Below are 19,322 nucleotides of genomic sequence, written 5' to 3' on the forward strand. Positions count from 1 at the left end.
GAGTCCTATATCTCATCTTAGTAATGTTACTTAGATATTTAAAGTTGATCTTTTATTCAGAATAATACTGTGATGTGGTTGATTAAAATTTTTACCTATGCCTTCAGTATGATTTTAAGATATCTAATTATTTTTTTAATCAACAGAGTTAAATTATCATCATCCATTTGGTATAATGTTAGCATTTACAGAAATTAAAGAAAATTTGTTGTCTTTATCTTCTGTAAGTAAGTATCCCAGTCTTGTCATGAAGTAGACTTGTTTGAGTCCAAAGTGTGAGGAGTAGTCTATAGTATCATCAGAGATGATATTTTTCAAAAACAGCTTAGGCAAATTTTGCATAGTTGTAAAATATTGGCGTGGTTTCTGAATTTATGGTGTTTTTCTGTTGGCATAAAATGAATGAATCAATCATTAATCGGTTTTTGTCTCCGCAATTACAGAAAATTTATGAGCAAATTATTACACCTTACAAAAAATGGGTAATATTTGTTAGTTTGTTAATGGGGATTGATATTTTATTGTTAATAATTCTCCAACAAACTTGGCTTAAATATATAGAAATTCCCTTGGGGATATCAATAGCTATTATGGTTGGTGTGTTAACCTTCCAGTTGTTTGATAAATTCTTTAACTATTATTTGTTAGAGTCAGCAATTAAGCAAAAAATGAATGGTGAAATATTAGTAGTATCTAATATTATCGCCAAAGGTCTAATTTTTATCACCATTTTCTGCGTTTTCGCTCAAGCTCATCAAATTAATCTTTTAGGTTTAGTCACAAGTTTAGGAATTGGTGGAGTAGCTTTGGCTTTTGCAGCTAAACAAACTTTGCAACAGTTATTAGGGGGAATTGTTATTTATATTGATAGACCTTTTGTAGTTGATGACTATATTGGTTTACCTGATGGCACATTTGGTAGAGTAGAATCAATCGGTTTACGTTCTACTAAAATTAGAAATTCCGGTAAGGGAACTGTAACCATAGTTCCCAACGATTCACTAATTCAATTAAATATCGAAAACTTCACAGGAGGAAGAAAAGTAGTTTCTTTAATTTATTTGAAATTCCATCAAAAAATTAACGAGAATGAAAAAGCTTTGATTCGTCAAGTTATCTTAGAAAGTAGCAATGATTTATTTGGCATAGATTCCCGCAATACTGAAGTAAATTTTAAAAATATTTTCTCAGATGAAAAAATTGAAACCACTCAGGCACAAATTAGCTTTTTTATTCTTGGTACTGGTGAAGTAGGTATGGATATGCGTCATCAATTGCTAGATATAGCTAAACAAAATATTAATATGCAACTGCAAGAATTTGGGATTAATTTTGATATTGCAGATGAAGCAGTGAATATTGATGCACCAATCACAATATAAATTAAGTTAAGCAAGAGAAGTAAATAAGTACAATGCAGATTTTAGTTGATCTTCAAAACTGGTTGCCAATTGATGAAGAAATACGAAAATTTCTGATATCATTGGGAATGAATTTAGTAATTTTTTGTTTCTTTTTTCTTGCATCTTTACTAGTTGGTAAATACACTCCTGGGTTGTTAAAATTAATCATTCATAAATTTACACCTCAACCAATAGTCAAGATTTATGAAAGTTTAATTGATCCTCTGGAAAATCTTTTGAAAATTACAGGGACTTTAGTTCTTGTTTCTGTATCTTGGAATTTATTACAACAATATACAGGTTTTTATCTATTCCTGAAATTTTTTCTGGATTTAGCACTAATTAGCAGTTTTGCAGCTTTAATATCTCGCTTGTTTCGTCAGGTTTTGCGAATCTACGGAATTGATTTAATTCGTAAATTAGGTTTAGAAGTAGATGAATTATTGCTAGTTGTTGAAACTGTTATTAATGTTGTTATTGGTTTTATCGCAGCTTTAGCATTTGCTCAAAGTCAGAATGTGAATTTAATAGGTTTAATTGCAGGTTTAGGGATTGGGGGTATAGCTGTTGCTTTTGCAGCACAAAGCACTCTGGAACAAATTTTTGGTACAATTGTTTTATATTTAGATCGTCCTTTTGTAGCTGGAGAATACATCCGCATCAGTTTAAGTTCTCAAGGTATATTATTTGCTCGTGTGGAATCGATTGGTTTGCGTTCTACAAAGCTGAGAATTGCTGCTAAAAGTACCCTGGTAATTGTTCCTAATTCAGTCATGGCAAAAGTTGATATTGAAAATGTTACTAGAGGTAAAAAATTAATGGTTTTGCTTTATCTTGATTTTTCTCGCATCCTAGAAAAACAGGAAGAAGCATTACTAGAAAAAGTCATTAAGGAAAGTACAATTACTTTATTTGGAATCGATCCCAACAGTACAAAAATTAATTTGTTTCCCCAAGAAGATCAACCAGGAGTTCGTGCTAGGGTAAGTTTCTTTATTTTGGGTTCTCATGAAAATTCAATTGACTTTCGCAAGCGTTTATTAGAATTAGCAAATGAACATATTTCTAAAAAGTTGCTGACTCATGGTATTGAATTTACTATGCAAGAACCGACTCTTTATGTTGAGTCACCTATGACGATTTAATATCAGGATTCAGATAAATTAATTCCCTATTCTACTAACTGAATTACCCCCCATTGTCCATTTGTTAACCACTTAGGGTCAGCTGTTGCTAATTCCTCTAAAACCTCGGTTTTCAGACCTGCGGCTACTTCTGATTTTAAGGTGCGTAAAGCTAAGATTGGTGCAGGTAAGTAAGAAACTATATCTGCAAATTTTGTGGTAAAATCCCAGTGTAAATCGCCTAATAAACGCCGATAATTAGCATCACCTTTCACAACTATTAAATTAGATTTTGCTAACTCACTTTTAAGTGATATGGGTATTTCCCAAAATGCTAAAGGTGAAGTCCAAAAATAATCTTCAGTTAAAACTAATTTACCTGAAGCTAGGTTTTCTGTTAACCTCTTTCCCAAAGATTGAACTTGAATATTGCTACTTTTTACTAAAAAATCCTTCGTATAATGCACATCTTTAATCATCGCATCAGATACAAAAGTTGGATGGTGTTTTAAATGCAAATAAACCTGATTCGCAAAGCCACTACCTAAGAGAAAATCAACTAGACATAAATCACAAACTAACTCAAAACCAGCATTATCAATCACAAAATCAATGCAGTTATTTTCAGACTTTATTAACAAATTAGTAACCGCAAATGTGTCATCTACTAAAATGTTACTTAATTGAGTTTGAATATCAAAACTACTTCTGTCATCTTCAAAAGCTGACCATAAACTTAAATCAACCCGATTTCCCCATAATGCAAAATATAATAACGCAATCAGAGAAGATTTGTTAGGTTTCCCTTCTTGCTGTGACTCATCTAACCATTTCTGTGATTGAATACACAAAGAAATAATCGCATCAATTGATGTTTCTAAACCTTGGTTTTTTTGTAATAAAAATGGATCAATATTTTGATATTCTCCTGGTTGAAAGTAATTAGTTATATTGAGAATCAGACGATAAAAATAAGTTTCTGCAACAAACCAAGGTACATCTAGCCAACGCTGATTTTTATAAGGTTGTAGATATTTCTCCCAGTCGTAAAAATCTGCACCAGAGTCATTTGTTAAAGGTGGTAAATATCCTCTTGGTAATTCTGTTGCTAGTTTTTCCAAGCTTTGATTTATCTCGGTGGGGAATTGATTTTCTAAAATCACCCGCCGAGCAATATCTGGCATTCTTTGAGTTACTGTATACTCAGTAAAAGAGCCAGAATTTGCAGCTACAAGGGGTGCTGGTAGTGGTAAATTAGGAATTTGAGATTTAGATTTATTCACCAAAAATTGCTATCTCCCGCTAAATTTTAGTTATTGTAACCTGATTTTACAAGTTTAGTTCAATGTTTTCACTCAGTAAACTTATGTAGGTTGGGTTAAGCGATAGCGCAACCCAAGCAAAGCCTATCAATGTTGGGTTTCCTAACGTCAACCCAACCTACATATTAGGGACTTCCGAGAAATAAATTATCCGGATTAACTAACCGCAGAGGCGCAGAGAACGCAGAGAAATGAGGGTTTGAGAGATTTTTTACGTTAGGTGTTGAGTGTTTTTTTATTTGGAAGTCCCTTAACCGAAAAGTATTGCCTCAATTCTGATGTATTTCTGTTAATGTTCATAACCAAATTGAAAGAAAAAAAGGGTAAAGGTTGAAGATTTTTCTTCACCTTTCCCCATTACCCTTTAAACCGAGTTATTTTTGAGATGGTATTCAGAATTAACCAGCTTTAGCTAACAGGAATTCGCGGGTTTCTGCTTTTCTGACTTGAACTTTTCCATCATCATCGACATCAACAATGGCTGTATCACCTTCCAGAATGTGACTAGATAAGATAGCCTCAGCCAGAGAATCTTCTAACAGACGCATAATGGCTCTGCGTAAGGGTCTAGCACCATAACTGGGGTCGTAACCTTCTCTCACAACTAGGTCTTTAAAGCTTTCTGTGACTTGAAGTTTAATTCCCTTCTCTGTTAAGCGTTTAGCTACATCACGTAACATGATTTCTGCAATTTGCTTAACTTCTTCTTTGTTCAACTGAGTGAAGACGATAATTTCATCAACACGGTTGAGAAATTCAGGACGGAAATAAGCTTTTAGTTCTTCGTTTACCAAGTTGCGGATACGGTGATAACTAGCATCAGCTTGGTTATCAAATTCAAAGCCTAAACTCATACCGCCTTTTTCAATTACCTTAGAACCAATATTGGAAGTTAAGATAATTAAGGTGTTTTTGAAGTCCACTTTCCGGCCTTTGGCATCCGTGAGATGCCCGTCATCCAAGATTTGCAGCAGCATATTGAATACATCGGGGTGCGCTTTTTCGATTTCGTCGAAAAGTAGCACTGTGTAAGGTTTGCGCCGCACGGCTTCCGTTAGTTGTCCGCCTTCGTCGTAGCCTACGTAACCGGGAGGTGAGCCAATGAGTTTAGAGACGTTATGGCTCTCCATGTATTCGGACATATCTAAGCGAATCATGGAATCTTCCGAGCCGAAGAAGTAAGCCGCTAAAGCTTTGGCTAGTTCGGTTTTCCCTACCCCTGTCGGACCAGAGAAGATAAAGCTGGCGATGGGGCGGTTAGGACTCTTTAAGCCGACACGGGCGCGACGGATGGAACGAGAAACAGCTACTACGGCTTGTTCTTGACCAATGAGGCGTTTGTGTAGGGTTTCTTCTAAGTGCAACAATAACTCTGATTCTGATTCAGTGAGTTTGTTAACGGGTACACCTGTCCAAGAACCAACAATCTCGGCGATGTCTTCTTCGTCAACAATGGCTTTGACTGTTTTCAGGTTATCTTCTAAGTCCAGTTTGGCTTGCAGTTCCAGTTCTTCTTGATGCAGTCTACTGGCTTTACCAAAATCTTGCAGTCTGATGGCTTCAGCTTTGTCTTTGGTAATGTTTTTGAGTTGCAGTTTGATTTCTTTGTTGTTGATGATGCGGGAGTGGCGTAAACGCACACGAGAACCAGCTTCATCAATTAAGTCTATGGCTTTATCTGGGAGGAAGCGATCGCTAATATATCGATCTGATAACTGTGCTGCTGCTACCACTGCTGCATCAGAAATGGTGACTTTGTGATGCTGTTCATAAACAGAACGCAAACCGTTGAGAATATCAATTGTTTCCTCTACAGATGGTTCACCCACTAAAATTGGTTGAAAACGACGCTCTAAAGCCGCATCTCGTTCAATATGTTGACGATATTCATCCAAGGTGGTTGCGCCAATACATTGCAGTTCACCTCTAGCTAAAGCTGGTTTGAGGATATTAGCTGCATCTAAGCCGCCTTCTGTCCCACCTGCACCAACTAAGGTGTGAATTTCGTCAATGACGAGGATGATGTTGCCTTCGGAGCGAATTTCCTCCATGATTTTTTTCAGGCGTTCCTCAAAGTCGCCACGGAAACGAGTTCCTGCAACTAACAAGCCCATATCCAGACTAATTACTTGCTTATTGAGGAGAACTTCTGGTACATCTTGGTTGATAATCCGTTGAGCTAAACCTTCTGCGATCGCAGTTTTTCCAACTCCTGGTTCACCAATCAAAACTGGGTTATTCTTTGTCCGGCGACCGAGAATTTGTACCGTGCGCTCGATTTCTTTTTGACGACCAACCACAGGGTCAAGTTTCCCTTCCTGAGCGACTTTGGTCAGATTTCTACCAAACTCCTCTATACTGAGATTTTGGTTGCGTTTGGTACTGCCACCACCAGCAAAAACCGTGACATCTTCACCCAGGCGACTGATCACAGCTGCTCGGATAGTCTGCAAATCAACTCCCAGATTTTGCAAGACTTTAGCGGCCACGCCTTCGCCAGCCTCACTTAAACCTAACAATAAATGTTCAGTGTTTATGTAATTGTGTCCAAGACTGTGAGCTTCTCTAAAAGACTGCTCAAATAGACTTTTTACTTTTGGTGTAAAAGGAATTTCCGGCGGCACAAAACCAGAACCCCGACCAATTATTTTTTCTACTTCCCGACGCGCATCTTTGAGGGTAACGCCTAATTCGGCCAGCACTTTAGCAGCAACCCCTGTTCCTTCTCCCATTAAACCCAGGAGAATTTGTTCTGTTCCTACAAAGTTGTGTCCCAGGCGGCGTGCTTCCTCCTGAGCTAACATAATTACCCTAATGGCTTCGGACGTGAAGTGTTCAAACATAGCGGGTTCTTGCTCCCTTGCTGCTTGGACTTTGGGTGATCTAAAGTTCACCCTCATCTAAAGTTTCTTGTATTTTCTTAAAGATAATGTATCTTTATTTAAAATTGGATGGCAGTGGTGAGAGCCGTATTAGCCCAGGTGTAGTTGCCGTCATTCGCCAATTATAGCTAATTTAGCAGACTATTAAGCCTTTAGTCTTGATCAATCTGAAATCCTATCAGTGGTAATAATTATGACAGAATCTTCAGCAAGTAAAGACCAACAGCATCCCCTTTACAACCGCGATCGCCCCTTTATTAATAGTTTACTCGCTCAGGAGGCAACAGAATACAATTTAGCCGAATTGGCTAGGCTAAAAATTCGCTATCAAGGCTTTCCAGGCGCACGGGACATTCAAAACGATTTAGATAAAGTTTTACAAAGTTGGGGTTTAACCGCAGAAGAACTTTTTGCCAAAACTCGTCAACTTCATGATACAGGCGGTATTTATAAAAGTCGCGGCAAAAAAGAAGAGCAAAATTGGGATGCTCCCCAAGATTGGAATTAGTCATTGCTTCAGTTGTTATTCTCTCCCTACTTCCCCTACTTCCCCTACTTCCCCTACTTCCCCTACTCTCCCTACTTCCCCTACTTCCCCTACTCCCCCTACTCCCCTGCTCCCCTGCTCCCCTGCTTCTTCTGCTGGGTTGTTTTCTACAGTTTCCACAGCTTCAGGTAAGGGTTGAATTAGTTCTTTTTCCTGGGGGGACTGTGTAGGAATTACAGGAATTACTAAAGTTGGTAATAATTCTGGTGGAGCGATAATTTCTTTTTTTGGTTGATATACTACTGCTTTGACATCAGGGGTGGGAGTGACAACTTTTGATGGAGTTGCAAAAGCTTTCAAAGCTACGGGAGGTGTTGCAATTTTTGGTTGATTGATAGATGCTTTGAGTGAGTCTAAAGTAACCGCAACTTTGGTTTGCTGCTGTATATCCTTTGTAGAAGAAACCAATTTACTCAAACCATTCACCAATTGCAGAAGATTTTGGCGGAATTTGGGGTCGCCTGTCAATTCATCTAAATCAGCAGTAATTTTTTGTGTATTTTCAAATGTCACCCTAGCTGCATCTAAAGTTTGTTGCAGTAAAACAATATTTTTAGGATCATTTAAAGTTTTAGAAGCATCTTTTAAATTAACTGAAGCTTCAGCAGCGTTAGCAGAAAGAAGTTCTAAATTTTTCAATAATTCTCCTTCACTTAAACGCTTAACCGCAGGTGATAAACTACTAACTGTTTGACGCAGTTGATTACTGGTTTGGGTCATATTATTTAAAGTCCCCACCAAAGCAGAACGGTTTGTAGTCAATAACTCATCTAAGTTATTCAGCAAGCGACTGGCTTGTTTTGCAGTTGTACTAAAATCACCAGCTGTTGCACCTAATTGATTTGCCGTTTTTGTAGTTGTCGCCGTTAGTTCATTTGTGGCTTTTTGTAGTGTTACCGCAGTATTAGAAAATGTCCCTATTTCTCCTTTAAAACTTTTACTGACACCTTGCAGTTCTCGACTCAGATTAGCAACACTAGTAGCCGCATCCGCAGAGGTGACTAAAAGTCGATTAACATTTTGATAAAACTTCTCATTATTGTATCGAGCCGCGAAATCAGATGATTGACGAATCAGTTCATCAACGCTGATACCAATCTGACCTTTTAAGTTATTAGCTTCATGACAAATAATCAGGCTGGGATTACAATCTTTGTCTAATGGTCCAGCAAGATCAGTATCATTTGGTAGGGTAGTTTTTGGGGTGATATCAATAATACTTTCACTAATTAATCCACTTTGATTTGCTTCAATCTTAGATTCAGCGGGGATGAGCAATTTAGGAGCGTTAATTTCAATTTCTACATTAACGGCATTTACTCCTGGTTTAATATTAGAAATACTACCCACTTTTACACCACGATAACGAACGGGTGCGCCCTTTTGCATTCCTCCCGCGTTAGCAAATTCGACCACAGCTTTATAAGAACTACGTCCGGGAGTGATTCTATTTAACCACAGTAGAATTACCCCGAATGCTCCTAAACCGAGTAAGATGATCAATCCCACTGAACCTTCTCTAAAGGTTCGTGTAGCGGTGAAGCCGCTGATTAGACTTCGCATTTTTCCGCGCTCCATAAAACTAGTCCTGATTTGTGATATCAATGGGCAAAATAACAGTGACAGATAGAAGAATGAAAAGCCTATCAAGTCAATATTTCACAATCCAAAATCTAAAATCCAAAATAGTATTAAGTAACTACTTGAATTGGACCCTGTGTACTCCCACTCATAAACTGTCTGATCAAAGGGTTGTCAGTGTGATCTATTTCACTTACTTTACCCTGCCATTGCACTTTCCCTTGATAAAGAAATATCAACTTGTCAGCTGTACGTCGAATGGTACTCTCTTGGTGAGTCACAATACAATAGGTACTACAGCCACCATGGGTACATTGCAAATTACGGATTAAATCTTCAATGACCGTTGAGGCAATAGGATCAAGTCCGGCTGTAGGTTCATCGTACAGTAAAACTTCTGGACTATCTGCGGGATGATCGGGATTCGACATAATCGCCCGGGCAAAACTTACCCGTTTTCGCATTCCTCCTGAAAGTTCTGAGGGGTAAAGATGGCCAATTCCTGGTAAACCTACCATTTCTAATTTTTCGTTGACTAGTTGGCGAATACGCGATCGCTTTAATGTGGAATTTTGATACAATGAAAAACCAACGTTTTCATCCACATTCAACGAATCAAATAAGGCCGCTTGCTGAAATACCATCCCAATCCCTACAGAATCAGCGCCATCCTCAATTAAGCCATCTCGCTTTTTCTCTTGGATATAAATTTCTCCTTCATCGGGCTGTAATAACCCAGCAATAATTCTTAAAATCGTCGATTTACCAGTTCCTGATGGTCCAATAATTCCTATTGCTTCTCCTTTGTAAATTTCTAAATCAACATCATCTAAAACCTTGTTTTTACCAAATGATTTAGAAATACCTCTGAGTTCAATTAATGGTTTTATTATTGGTTCTATTATTGCTGATTGATCATAGGTCATAGGTCATAGGTAATTGGTAATTGGTAATTGATAATTGGTAATTGGTAAATAAGTTTTAGTCTGTGAACGTCATACTACTCCTTTGATTGTGATTTGACCGGATCTCAGAGATGCAATCCCCTCACACAAATTCTGGATGTTATTGGTGAATCTCTCCAAGTTATACTTTATTCTCCTTTAGGACATTATAGGAACAGCCGGTAAGCGTAAAACTCAGCGGCTTTAGCCCTGAGATATAAGTGGCTCGTGTGACTTTAGTCACAGTCATCTTTTTTGATTCTAATCTTTCATCAAGAAACTACAAGCTGATGTAACTCACTTGGTGTAATGTTAGAGTGTACCATTTGACCATCACGAAACCAAACAATCCGCTTAGTTTGACGAGCAACTTCTGTTTCATGCGTCACCATTACAACTGTAATCCCGCTGCTATTTAATTCACCAAAAATATCTAAAACTTCTTGCGTTGTGCGGGAGTCTAAAGCACCTGTAGGTTCATCAGCTAAAAGGACAACAGGACGGTTGACAATGGCACGAGCGATCGCTACTCTTTGTTGTTGTCCCCCTGATAATTGGGTAGGTTTATTATTGAGACGGTTTTCTAAACCTACTTTTATCAATGCCTCAATTGCCCGTTCTTTTCTTTCCCCAGGCTTAACACCAGCATACACCATTGGCAGCATCACATTTTCCATTGCTGTCAATTGATTTAATAAATGGAATTGTTGAAATACAAACCCTAATTTTTTATTACGAATATGTGCTAATTCTGTATCACCAATTTGGGCTACATTCAGATTATCTAAATAATAATTTCCCGAACTGGGACGATCTAAACAACCGATAATATTCATGGCTGTAGATTTTCCAGAACCTGATGCTCCCATAATTGCACAATATTCACCTTCTTCTATAACTAAGTTGATATCATTTAGGGCTTTTACTTCGGTTTCTCCAACTCCATATATTTTAAATATGTTCTCTAAACGAATAATTTCTGATTTTGGCTCAGGATTAGTAATACTAGAATCGGTAACAGTGAGAGTATTAGACATGGAGATTTGTCCTCATGTGAAATATAATTAGTAGACAGGCATAATTAATTATATAAAAGATTTGGATTTAATGTAGGGGTAGCGCCCACCTGCTTACCCCGATATGTGGGGCAACCACAGGGGGTTTGCCCCTACAAAATTGATTGGTTTAGGGATTTTTAAAATGTTCAATTTATTTTGCACGACTACTTTGTAGCCCAGAAATTACTATTTTTGTAAAGATTAATTAAAATTGCGATTTCTAGGACAACTGTTCTGTAGTCAAGAAAATGGCGATTTTGTGTACTCTGTACCCGCCCCAAAACCTAATCGGGGCAACCACAGGGGGTTTGCCCATACCATTAAAGGAAATGTATTTTATGAATAATGATGATTTGTTAAATACTCTTGCTAACGCCTTGAACATTGATTTTTCAACAGATCAACATTCTGGATCATCTTCTGAAAATCACAATCCTTGGACACAGGAAGTTGTAAACAATGATTTACATTCTTTAAGTCCCCATCATCAATTTGATCCGAATCATCCTCATGGTATTGTCATTGGTAATCCGATAGAAGAAATGAATCATTGGCATCAACAAATCTCTAATGATGCTTGTGGTATTGCGGCTCAACAGAATGCCATTGAACATCTTAATCATCAATCTTTTTCCCAAGAACAATTACTTCATCATGCCCAAGAACAGCATTGGTACAGTCCAAATATAGGGACATCTGCGGATGATTTTGGAAAATTAATCACAGAACAAACTCATGTTTCTGTGGAACATCATTATGGTGGCACTCTGAGCGAAATTGCTGATAAATTAAATAATCACGAAGAGGTTTTTGTTGGGGTAAATTCTACTATTGAATGGCTACCAGATCATAATTCTCTTTTAGGACAAACTGCACCTGATTTATTCGATCCTCGTCATTATCAAGGTGCGGAAGCTAATCATATTGTGCAGTTAATTGGCTTAGAAATAGATCCTTTAAATCCTGATAATTCTTATGTCATTGTTAATGATTCTTTATCACCAGATGGTAAAGCAATGGAGATTCCTGTGGCACAATTTGAAGCAGCAATGAACGCAAGTGATGGTTATATTGCAACTACAGAAATTCATGATTCATCTCAACATCAAGATCATGAAATGACATTTAGGGGATGTGATGATTATGGATTTGATGGCGATCGCAAAAATTTCTATGTAGATGGACATCTTCGAGGTCATTGTGAAGGAAGAAAACTGTATACTGGCAATTATTATTCTGCTGGCAACACATACAAAGGTCGCGTTGGTACAGACATGAATATTTATGATGTCAATGATGTCAAAGTTGGCTACCTTGACAGTTGTGGTCATGTGCATAAAAACGATGGCACGATAGCTGTAAAAGGTAGTAATCACAGTGGTTTTGCTAATGCTGCCTACTACTTATTAGATTTGGTGGGATAGGCTTGTAGTTGGGCTTTGTCCCAGCTACAAACTTTAAAATTAAGTTAAATTATCGGAGGTGAATTATGGTTTGGAATTGGGTAAAAACTGTATTTAATGCTGCTTTAAATGTAATTCCACAAATGCAAATAGCAAAAGTACATAGAGATACTCAAATAGCAGTTATTGAGTCTAATACTGCTCTAGCTGAAAGACGGGATGAAATGCAAGTTTCTCAGTTAAAATTACAGTATATTCAAGGAAAAGAACAACAAGAATTTCAGGCTCAACAATCACAATTAAGTCATCAAAGGGCTAAAGAATTACAGGAGAAAAATCTGGCTTTTCAAGCTGAACAAGCTAGATTAAGTCACGAACGTCAAGCTGAATTACAAAAGTATATTCAAACAGTCCAAATGGCAATTAGTGATAAAAATCTTGATTTTCAACGTTGGCGTTTTGAACAAGAAAAAGAATTACAATTAGTAATTTTAAATCTTAATCAAGAATTTCAGCAAAAATTAGCAATTTATCAACGCCAAACTTCTTTAAAAGTTGTTGAGGAACAAAAGAGATTAGAAAATTCTCCTGTGTGGTTAGTAGCTTCTGATATTCTCAATTCTAATACTATAGGAATCATGCCTTTACATATCTTTTTTGCACCACCTAAATTACAATTTGAACGCTTTGCTAATGCTGCTAATAATAACAAAGGATTTCCTGATCTTGAATTAACTGTAGCTGAAGGATTAAGACAATTTTTCAAACAATATGAGCAACAAAAGCGTCCTTTAGACTTTTTAGCAGGTGCTTGGGTAAGTAAAACCTTTCATAGTGAAGGCAGTATTAAGGCTTTATTTGGTGTTTTAAAATCAGAACCAACTTTAGTATTAGAATCAGAAATTGATGGAGATTATCTTAATTTTCGGATTGCTTATTGGGGTTTAAATTGGTCTAATTTTCGTTATGATCCGATTATTTCTCGTTTACCCTATAGAGATATTCTTTATGACGCTGCGAAAAATCGAGCCAAAAAATGGCTAGAGACCAGAGAAAAATTAATCGCTACCGGAGAAACTCCAGAAGAAGTTGATAAAATTTATGGTAGAGATAATATTGAGAATTTAAAGATTTTACAAAAAGAGGAAAAATTTCAAGCAGCAGGAATTGACTCTAGTGAATTAGAACTGCATTATCGGATTAATAATAAAGATTTTGAAGAATTGGGACAATTTTTTATTCTTTATCATTGTGTTTTTTCTGGTTTAATTACTGATGAATATTTCTTGATTGAATACAATTTACCTCCTAGTCTTCCTCAAATTTTGCCTAATTTAATTAAGCAAGTCAATGATATAGCAGCATTGCAAGAATTAATTAAATCCATTATTTTCTATTACCAAAATATCTATAATGTTTTATCTGAGGATAATGAACGTTGCGCTCTCATTCCTGATTTGGCTTTAGATTTAGCTTTGGGTTTTGCGAATTTAGATGATAAGGTTTGGGCAAAAGGACAGATTATTTATTCCCTACAACAGTGGTTAAAGTTACATAATCTAGAAATACCAAATGATTTTGAATCTTTACTTACTGGAGTAATATCAGCTTTAACCATTGATAATATTGAATATGTAAATAAGTTAAATCAATGTTTACAAGCAATTAATGATAGTCATTCTTTGAGTGTTAAAGATGCTTGTTACCAACGAGGTTTAAATCGTTCTAAAAATGAGCAATATTTTCAAGCAATTGCAGATTTTGATCAAGCAATTGAGTTAAATCCTCAATGGGCTTATGCTTATTATAATCGTGGTTTGACTTATATGAAGTTAAATCAAACTCAAAAGGCAATTCATGATTATAGTAAAGCTTTGAAAATTAATCCTGATTGGGATATTGTTTATTGTAATCGAGGTAATGCTTATTACAAGTTAGGGCAATATAATCAGGCAATTTTAGATTACGATTCGGCTTTAAGAATTGATCCTAAATCTAGTCAAGCACAGCAAAATAAACAGGTTGTTCAAGGTGTTTGGGATGATGTCAAACGCAAGGAAAATGAACGCAAACAAAAATTAGAGAACTTTGATGTAATTCACTCTTTCTCAGGATGCAGTAGTCACATTAATACAATTGCGATTACTCCTGATAGTCAAACATTAGTTAATGTTAGTAATGACAATAAAACTATTAAATTTTGGAGTTTAAAAACCCTTCAAGAGACTCACGGTATTACTGGACATTCTAATAATATTAATGCTATCGCTATTAGTTCTAATGTTATTAGTAATAATGGGTTAATCATGGTTACTGGTAGTGAAGATCAAACTATCAAGATTTGGAACTTACAAACTAAATCAGAAATGATGACTTTTAGCGGAAATAATGCACCTATTGATAGTGTTTGTATCAGTCCTAATAATCAAATCATTGCTAGTGGCGATCGCTCTGGTAATATTAAAGTATGGAACTTAAAAACAGGCTCAGAAATATTTAGTTTTACTACAGGTCATGAGAATAAAATTTTGACTCTTGCTATTACTCCTGACAATCAGACTTTAGTTAGTGGTGGTGAAGATTCTGCTATGGAAGTTTGGAATTTAAACAATGGTGAGCTAATTTACTATATGGCTGGACATTCTGCTCCAGTATTGAAAGTTGCGATTAGTTCAAATGGTCAATTTTTAGTGAGTGCAAGTCACGATAAAACAATCAAAATTTGGAATATTAATACAGGAGAAGAAATTAGAACTTTAAGTGGACATTCTCATTACGTAAAAACTCTTGCCATTAGTGCAAATGATCAATTTTTGGTAAGTGGAAGTCATAACAATGAAATTAAAGTTTGGGAATTAGATGCGGGGAAAGAATTAAAATCTTTTTCTGGTATCCATTCTGGAGGTGTATGTAATTTAGCAATTAGTCCAGATGGTTATACTTTAGTTAGTGGAGGTGGGGATAACTCAATGAAAATTTGGCGAATAAAGGAATAAATATTTAGGTGCGGCACATTTTTAATCTAATTATTTTACCATAGATTGATAATGTGACGTACCACATAATTAGGACTAAAGCCTAACTACAAAGTTTCTTACAGAAAAATGAGGAAAAATGACTATGAACCGTGAAGAAGTGTTACAAATTCTCAGAACACATCAACAAGAATTACAAAATTTAGGAGTAAAATCTCTTGAATTATTTGGTTCTGTTGCTCGTAATGAAGCTCGTTCTGATAGTGATGTGGATTTATTAGCAGAATTATCCGAATCAATGAGTTTATTTCAGTTTATTGAAGCTAAACTCTATATTCAAGATTTATTAAAATGTCCGGTAGATATGGGAACAAAAGATGCTTTACGCGAACATTTACGCCAACCAATTTTAGAGGATATTGTCTATGTATTCTAGTGGAAATATTCGTAGGGTGCGTCAGACAGAATAAACTTCACAAATAAACAAATTTGTCATATCTGACGCACCCTACAATACTGATTAAAAATTACCAAAACATCAATACCAGGAGTTTATCTATGAATATCTTTGGAGCTATCGTTGGTGGTATTGTTAAATTAGCTGGGACTATCGCTCCCACATTAATAGCAGTAAATCAAACCCGTGCTATTACTACCCAAACACAATCTTTAGCACTTGCTCAAAAACGGGATAATGACACTCAACAATTGGCAATGAAACGGATGGAATTTGATGCCAAAATGGAAATGATGCGGCAAAGTATCAAAGCTAAAGAACGTCAAGAAGATAAGGAATTTAGCCTTACTCTTAAAGCTATGGAAGCGGAAACTTTGCTCAGACAAGAAAAAATGCGGCAAGCATTCCAAGCATTAGAAGCAGAAAAACAACGGGAATTTACCCAAGCAATTGAAAAATTTAAAGCAGAAGTACAAATTGCCATCCAAGCTGATAATATCGCCTTTCAAAAGTGGAAAACTGAAACAGATCAACAATTTGCCATTGAAATTCGGTTTCTTGATGCTCAAATTACCCGACAACGAGATAAACAAAATCGTGATGATGCTAGAAGAGATCGTAATAGTCCCGTTTTTGCCGTTGCTGATGACATCCTAGAAACAATCCACAACCGCCCAGAAATGCCCCTGACCGTCTTCTTTTCGCCTCCGGTATTGCGTTACGATCCTTTACCAAATAGCACTGCTCAAAGTCAATTTCCCATGATGGAATCTACCCTTTCTGGTGCTTTAAGGGAACTATTTAAACAATACACTCTCAACCAACGGCCAGTAAAATTTATGGCGGGAGAATGGGTAACAAAAAATCGTCGAGCAGAGTCAGCAGTTAATCAAATATTTAGTGAATTACGTTCTATTCCAGTTCTAGTTTTAGAAACGGAAGTAGAAGAATCATTTTTTAATATCAACATCGGTTTTTGGAACAATGATTTTGATGACGCTCGTTTTGAAACTGTCGTGCGTAAACTGCGTTGGCAAGATACCATTAGCGAAATTTCTCAAAACCTATTCCAACAATGGCAACAACAAGGAAAAGCCATCCAAACAGACTTGGATAGAGCCGAATTTAGTCGCCGCAGTCGGGAAACTTTCACTCACTACATGGAAGTTTTACACTCTATTCATGTGGGAATGGTGACAGATGAATATTTCTTAATTTATGCACCCCAACGGCAATTACCCCTTTTGCCTACATTATTGCCTGATTTATTTGATGAAGCTAATCTTGATGATGAAGAACGTATAGCTTTAACAAAAGCTGTAATTGACTACTGTAATGCCCTGTTTGATGGTTTAGAGCAAACTGAACCCGCTGTTATGGTGGAATTGCGTTTAGGTTGGGCAAAAATTTTACAGTCTGTTCCCTCACGTTATGGTTTTGCTAACCAAGTACAAGCAATTATGCAAACTTGGTTAAAACAACGAGGTATTAATAATAGTGTTGATCCAATTATTGATATTGGTAAAATGCTTGTACCTGAAGATAGTAATTTTGTCCAATCTTTCAATGCTTGTTTACAAGTTTTAGGAGTAACGAATTATCTCAATATTGCTCAATCATGTTTTCAGCGTGGCATGGAACATTTACAAGCCCAACGTTATGATCTAGCTAAGATTGATTTTGATCGGACTATTTCTTTAAATCCTCAAGCAAATATTTACTATCAACGAGCTATGGCTTGTGATGGATTGAAGGAATATAATAGTGCTATTTCTGATTTAGATAAGGCTATTTCTCTCCAACCGCAAAGGGCTGAATTTTACGATTTACGAGGTGATACTTACCTAAAATTAAATAACTATGAAATTGCCCTAGCTAACTATAACCAAGCGGTAACTTTAGGACATTCCAGCGATAAACGGGATGCTTTGCAAAAGGAATGGAATGATACCCGTCGTCAGGAGGAGGAAGCGCGTCAACGTCGGGAAGCAGAAGCTGCTCATAAACGCGCTGAGGAGGAGGAAATCCGTAAACGTGCGGAGGAAGAAACTGCTCATAAACAACAGGAATTTCAAGCTAAATATTCACAATTAGACCTCGTTTTGTCGCAAAAAAGATGGAAAGACGCTGACGAAGAAACACGCAAAATTATGGCAAGAGAACCTGAAAGATGGTCAATATCTAATGATAATAAAAACTTTCCCTATGATGAGTTAAAAATAATTGATGATTTATGGGTGAAACATAGTAACGGTCGTTTTGGTTTTTCTGTCCAGAAACAAATCTATATTGACTGCGGTGGTACACCAGGCGTGTTTAATTATGATAAATGGTGTGATTTTGGATTTCAAGTTAATTGGAGAAGAGGAGATCAGTGGTTGAGTTATTCAGATATGTGTGAGAGTAGTCGATATGTAGGATCTAAAGGACAATTTCCTGCTCTTTTTGTTAATTGTCATTCTGTTTATACAACTTTTGGAGATGGTGGAAATAGTCACTCATTTTTTATCTTTTCCAAAATTTAACCCGTAAATGTAGGGGCAATCCCCCTGTGGTTGCCCCGATAATTATAATTACCATGCGATCGCCTTAATATTTGTGGTAATCATTTGATTAACCCGATATTTGTATTGATCAATAAATTGATTATTTGGATTATTGGGGCGATCAAATCAAAACCAATACATATAATTATCGGTGCAACCACAAATTATTGGGGCAACCACGGGGGGATTGCCCCTACGGATTTGGGATTTATTTGGGCGATCGCATCACATCAAAACCCATATATAAATTGGTGCAACCAATGATGATCAGGGCAACCACAAATTATTGGGGATTTATTTGGGCGATCGCATGAAATCAAAACCCATGTAGAATTGATTATTAATCCGATAATATGGGGGCAACCATAAATTATCGGGGCAACCACGGGGGGATTGCCCCTACGTATTTTATGCGATTTATTTGGGCGATCGCATCACAATAAAACCCATGTATAATTGATCATTGATCAGATAATTATCGGGGCAACCACAAATTATTCGGGCAACCACGGGGGGATTGCCCCTACGTATATTATTTGTTTTTATGGCGTATAATCGTGATATTCATCATCGTCGTTCTATTCGTCTGAAAGGATATGATTATTCTCAGGCAGGTGCTTATTTTGTGACTATTTGTGTTAACCAAAGGCGATCGCTATTGGGTAAAATTGAAGATGGTATAATGCAGCCTTCACCAGCAGGAGAAATGGTACAAATTGTTTGGGATGAAATTCCTGCCTATTACCCAAAAATTGATCTGGATGCCTTTGTTTTAATGCCTAATCATATTCATGGCATGATTATTGTTGAACCTAATTGTTCAATGAAATTAGGAGATATTGTTCATAGGTTTAAGTCTTTAACCACTACTAAATATCGTCATGGTGTTTATGAAAAGGAATGGCCAGCTTTTGAAAAGAGACTATGGCAACGCAATTATCATGAACACATTATTCGTAACGAAAAATCATGCGATCGCTTGCGAGAATATATAAAAGATAATCCAATATTATGGGATGTTGACACCCTCCATCCCAACAACCCCGAAAATTTTCCCACGTAGGGACAAACCCCCCGTGG

Annotated in this window: 13 protein-coding genes; 8 read left to right on the forward strand and 5 right to left on the reverse strand. The window is 36.6% G+C overall.

The window, feature by feature from the left end:
- Positions 1–398 precede the first annotated feature (398 nt).
- Together VB694_RS11300 and VB694_RS11305 are read left to right on the forward strand one after the other, a co-directional pair.
- The gene (locus tag VB694_RS11300; RefSeq protein WP_323360415.1) at positions 399–1,382 is read left to right on the forward strand and encodes a mechanosensitive ion channel family protein; all 984 of its coding nucleotides are present in this window, start codon (positions 399–401) and stop codon (positions 1,380–1,382) included.
- Between the two features lie 32 nt (positions 1,383–1,414).
- The gene (locus VB694_RS11305) at positions 1,415–2,548 is read left to right on the forward strand and encodes a mechanosensitive ion channel family protein (RefSeq protein WP_323360416.1); all 1,134 of its coding nucleotides are present in this window, start codon (positions 1,415–1,417) and stop codon (positions 2,546–2,548) included.
- A 26-nt stretch (positions 2,549–2,574) separates the two neighbouring features.
- On the opposite strand, the gene VB694_RS11310 is transcribed toward VB694_RS11305, so the two are convergent.
- Together VB694_RS11310 and VB694_RS11315 are read right to left on the reverse strand one after the other, a co-directional pair.
- On the reverse strand, positions 2,575–3,813 hold the full coding sequence (locus VB694_RS11310; RefSeq protein WP_323360417.1) for a damage-control phosphatase ARMT1 family protein: 1,239 nt from the start codon (positions 3,811–3,813) through the stop codon (positions 2,575–2,577).
- A gap of 434 nt (positions 3,814–4,247) precedes the next feature.
- Positions 4,248–6,692: an ATP-dependent Clp protease ATP-binding subunit gene (locus tag VB694_RS11315; protein ID WP_323360541.1), complete on the reverse strand. Its 2,445-nt coding sequence runs from the start codon at positions 6,690–6,692 to the stop codon at positions 4,248–4,250.
- A gap of 232 nt (positions 6,693–6,924) precedes the next feature.
- Here VB694_RS11315 and VB694_RS11320 point away from each other — a divergent pair, with 232 nt between their 5' ends.
- Complete coding sequence (locus VB694_RS11320) at positions 6,925–7,239, forward strand: DUF3288 family protein (RefSeq protein ID WP_323360418.1); 315 nt, start codon at positions 6,925–6,927, stop codon at positions 7,237–7,239.
- A 15-nt stretch (positions 7,240–7,254) separates the two neighbouring features.
- Here the strand turns inward: VB694_RS11320 and VB694_RS11325 are convergent, their stop codons facing one another.
- The 3 genes from VB694_RS11325 to VB694_RS11335 form a co-directional block, all read right to left on the reverse strand.
- Positions 7,255–8,841: an MlaD family protein gene (locus tag VB694_RS11325; protein ID WP_323360419.1), complete on the reverse strand. Its 1,587-nt coding sequence runs from the start codon at positions 8,839–8,841 to the stop codon at positions 7,255–7,257.
- 128 nt (positions 8,842–8,969) lie between these two features.
- Positions 8,970–9,785 carry an ABC transporter ATP-binding protein gene (locus VB694_RS11330; protein ID WP_416233479.1) on the reverse strand — a complete coding sequence of 272 codons (816 nt, stop codon included), beginning with the start codon at positions 9,783–9,785 and terminating at the stop codon, positions 8,970–8,972.
- Between the two features lie 290 nt (positions 9,786–10,075).
- The gene (locus tag VB694_RS11335) at positions 10,076–10,840 is read right to left on the reverse strand and encodes an ABC transporter ATP-binding protein (RefSeq protein WP_323360420.1); all 765 of its coding nucleotides are present in this window, start codon (positions 10,838–10,840) and stop codon (positions 10,076–10,078) included.
- 359 nt (positions 10,841–11,199) lie between these two features.
- Between VB694_RS11335 and VB694_RS11340 the strand changes: the two genes are divergently transcribed.
- The 5 genes from VB694_RS11340 to VB694_RS11360 all read left to right on the forward strand — a co-directional run bounded on the left by VB694_RS11340 (position 11,200) and on the right by VB694_RS11360 (position 19,305).
- Complete coding sequence (locus VB694_RS11340) at positions 11,200–12,285, forward strand: hypothetical protein (RefSeq protein ID WP_323360421.1); 1,086 nt, start codon at positions 11,200–11,202, stop codon at positions 12,283–12,285.
- 65 nt (positions 12,286–12,350) lie between these two features.
- Positions 12,351–15,260 (forward strand): tetratricopeptide repeat protein, encoded by a 2,910-nt coding sequence (locus tag VB694_RS11345; RefSeq protein ID WP_323360422.1) that lies wholly within the window; start codon positions 12,351–12,353, stop codon positions 15,258–15,260.
- Between the two features lie 124 nt (positions 15,261–15,384).
- Positions 15,385–15,675 (forward strand): nucleotidyltransferase family protein, encoded by a 291-nt coding sequence (locus VB694_RS11350; RefSeq protein WP_148764663.1) that lies wholly within the window; start codon positions 15,385–15,387, stop codon positions 15,673–15,675.
- A 122-nt stretch (positions 15,676–15,797) separates the two neighbouring features.
- Positions 15,798–18,221, forward strand: a complete 2,424-nt coding sequence (locus tag VB694_RS11355) for a GUN4 domain-containing protein (RefSeq protein WP_323360423.1) — start codon at positions 15,798–15,800, stop codon at positions 18,219–18,221.
- A 565-nt stretch (positions 18,222–18,786) separates the two neighbouring features.
- Positions 18,787–19,305, forward strand: coding sequence for a transposase (locus VB694_RS11360; RefSeq protein ID WP_323360424.1), 519 nt, complete (start codon positions 18,787–18,789; stop codon positions 19,303–19,305).
- The last annotated feature ends 17 nt before the right edge of the window (positions 19,306–19,322 follow it).

The sequence above is a fragment of the Anabaena sp. UHCC 0451 genome (genome assembly GCF_034931405.1).
GTDB lineage: Bacteria > Cyanobacteriota > Cyanobacteriia > Cyanobacteriales > Nostocaceae > RDYJ01.

Bases quoted from the DNA above. Each gene is read 5' to 3' on its own strand.
- VB694_RS11300 (WP_323360415.1), top strand. From the start codon at position 399: ATGAATGAATCAATCATTAATCGGTTTTTGTCTCCGCAATTACAGAAA.
- VB694_RS11305 (WP_323360416.1), top strand. From the start codon at position 1,415: ATGCAGATTTTAGTTGATCTTCAAAACTGGTTGCCAATTGATGAAGAA.
- VB694_RS11315 (WP_323360541.1), bottom strand. From the start codon at position 6,692: ATGTTTGAACACTTCACGTCCGAAGCCATTAGGGTAATTATGTTAGCT.
- VB694_RS11320 (WP_323360418.1), top strand. From the start codon at position 6,925: ATGACAGAATCTTCAGCAAGTAAAGACCAACAGCATCCCCTTTACAAC.
- VB694_RS11325 (WP_323360419.1), bottom strand. From the start codon at position 8,841: ATGCGAAGTCTAATCAGCGGCTTCACCGCTACACGAACCTTTAGAGAA.
- VB694_RS11330 (WP_416233479.1), bottom strand. From the start codon at position 9,785: ATGACCTATGATCAATCAGCAATAATAGAACCAATAATAAAACCATTA.
- VB694_RS11335 (WP_323360420.1), bottom strand. From the start codon at position 10,840: ATGTCTAATACTCTCACTGTTACCGATTCTAGTATTACTAATCCTGAG.
- VB694_RS11340 (WP_323360421.1), top strand. From the start codon at position 11,200: ATGAATAATGATGATTTGTTAAATACTCTTGCTAACGCCTTGAACATT.
- VB694_RS11345 (WP_323360422.1), top strand. From the start codon at position 12,351: ATGGTTTGGAATTGGGTAAAAACTGTATTTAATGCTGCTTTAAATGTA.
- VB694_RS11350 (WP_148764663.1), top strand. From the start codon at position 15,385: ATGAACCGTGAAGAAGTGTTACAAATTCTCAGAACACATCAACAAGAA.
- VB694_RS11355 (WP_323360423.1), top strand. From the start codon at position 15,798: ATGAATATCTTTGGAGCTATCGTTGGTGGTATTGTTAAATTAGCTGGG.
- VB694_RS11360 (WP_323360424.1), top strand. From the start codon at position 18,787: ATGGCGTATAATCGTGATATTCATCATCGTCGTTCTATTCGTCTGAAA.